The organism is Sulfurimonas sp., assembly GCF_016744025.1.
Classification (GTDB): domain Bacteria; phylum Campylobacterota; class Campylobacteria; order Campylobacterales; family Sulfurimonadaceae; genus Sulfurimonas.
The window spans coordinates 1-2,068 of sequence record NZ_JADGFC010000233.1; the positions used below are offsets into that span (position 1 = coordinate 1).

The following is a 2,068-nucleotide window of genomic DNA, read 5'->3' on the forward strand; positions in this document are numbered from 1 at the left end:
AGACCCTAGGAGACAAAAACTGTTACCACTGGTATCGTAAAGAGGTGAAATAAGAAAACTTGTTTTACTGGTCTTGAAAAAGGGAACCATTATAGTTATCAAATTTTTATTTCATTTAATAATTATCAGAATATATTAGAAGATTTAATGTTAAATATTGGTTGTTTTATGACTCAAGAACATATACTTTCATATATGAAAATATTGAATCAAAAACATATAAAAAATAGTTCCACTGATTATAGATACAAGATAATTATTAAACTTTAGATGCAGAGCAACTGTAATCAGTACAGCACCAATCTCTCTGAGTCCATAAGGCATTGCTAAAAAGTTTATGTCTTTAAGAGAGTAGATAATTAAAATACTCATAATTACAGGTGGAAAATAATTTTCTATATAAACTATAATTTTTGGAGGTTCTTTTTTTCTAAAAAATATAAATGGAAATATTCTTGTAAAATAATTTACTCCGGCCATAACCAAGATGGCTAAATATATTTCATTATTGTTCATTTTGAACTTTCTTTTGTGCAAAGAGCAGAATAATCATAGCAATAATAATAGAAGCGATTAGCATCTTGTCTGTTGGAACAAAAATCATGGATGTTACAGAAGCAAAACCACCAATCAAAAATGGATATATATTTTTTAGATTTTTATATTGTTCTATGCATAAAACTACAAATAAAGCTGTTAGAGAAAACTCTAGTCCTTGTGTATTAAAAGAGATATTAGAGCCAATTATTGCTCCTACCGTTGAGCCAAGAACCCAGTAAGATTGATTTAGCATTGTTAAAAAAAAGTAAAAATATTTTTTAGACAAACCCTCTTCATCTTTTATTGTCGTCAGAAGTGCATATGTTTCATCTGTTAACCCAAAAATCAAGTACTGTTTGATTTTGCCAGTATCTCTAAATCTTTTTAGAAATGACAAACCGTAAAATGATTGTCTTATATTTACAAACAGAGATGCAATCGCAATATCAATCAGACCAAGTTTTGCATTAAAAAAACCAATTGCGACAAACTGTAAAGCACCTGCATATATAAAGATAGACATAATTGGAGCTAAGTACCAATCATAATTAAAAGAGGCCAATAATAACCCAAAAGCAAAACCTAAAACTAAGTAACCCATCATAACGGGAACAGAAATAGACAATGCTTTTTTAAACTCATTTGTATACATGGATAGTATTTTTCCTTTAGTTTTAATCTAAAAAATATTAGAGAAATTTGATAAGTTTTTGTAGAGATGCAGACTATGTATAAGAAATTAGCCTGCGAAGAGTCTAAGTATTTGACTCTTGGGTAGGTGCTTGCGTATCTTCTTGAGTTCCATCGTCATTTTGAATCTGTTTTTTCTTACGCTTTTCTTCTTTTTTCTTTTGTTTTTCTATCTCACGTGCACGTTTTTCATAACTATAATTTGTTTTTGCCATTAATAATCCTTTTTTTTAATATTTAATAAATAAAGTTCTAGATAACTCTACTTATACCTTCATCTACGATGTGTTGTATAACTTTATCATAACTAAGTCCAAGTTCCATCTCAAATGCTTTTGGAAAGTAACTAGAACCATTTGTCATGCCAGGAACAAGGTTCGCTTCAAGAAAGTAACATTGTCCGCTTTTATTACTCTTAATATCTATTCTTGCATAGTCTCTTATTTCTAAGTCCATATAAACATCTATTGCAAGTTTTTTCACTCTATCCATTACAGTGTTATCTTTGATTAGTTTAAGACCTTCTGGATCACTTTCAACTATTTTCTCTCCAATAACTCTAACACCATTGTTTGCTTTAGGTGGTATAACTTCAACAGATGAAACTAATAGGTTTCCACATTTTGTTTTTAACATAGCCACAGTAAACTCTTGTCCATCTAAATACTCTTCTACCAAAATAGGAAGCTGGTACATTTCATATAAAGAAGATACTTTTTTTTCAAATTCAGAGAAATTATTTACAAAAGAAAATTCATCAACTCCATTACCATTTGCTGCATCTGATGGTTTTAGAAATAAAGGGTAGTTAATAGGAATGTCATAATCTCGTGTATAT

4 protein-coding genes are annotated in these 2,068 nt (G+C 29.3%); all 4 read right to left on the reverse strand.

What is annotated here, in order from left to right:
• Positions 1-189: 189 nt before the first annotated feature.
• On the reverse strand, positions 190-516 hold the full coding sequence (locus QZZ48_RS15560) for an AzlD domain-containing protein (RefSeq protein WP_294967169.1): 327 nt from the start codon (positions 514-516) through the stop codon (positions 190-192).
• Positions 506-1,192, reverse strand: coding sequence for an AzlC family ABC transporter permease (locus QZZ48_RS15565; protein WP_294967170.1), 687 nt, complete (start codon positions 1,190-1,192; stop codon positions 506-508). Before QZZ48_RS15565 ends, QZZ48_RS15560 begins: the two co-directional genes overlap by 11 nt.
• 103 nt (positions 1,193-1,295) lie before the next feature.
• Positions 1,296-1,445, reverse strand: coding sequence for a hypothetical protein (locus tag QZZ48_RS15570; RefSeq protein WP_294967171.1), 150 nt, complete (start codon positions 1,443-1,445; stop codon positions 1,296-1,298).
• 37 nt (positions 1,446-1,482) lie between these two features.
• Positions 1,483-2,068: ATP-grasp domain-containing protein (locus QZZ48_RS15575; RefSeq protein ID WP_294967172.1), on the reverse strand; the 586-nt coding region annotated here is incomplete at its 5' end.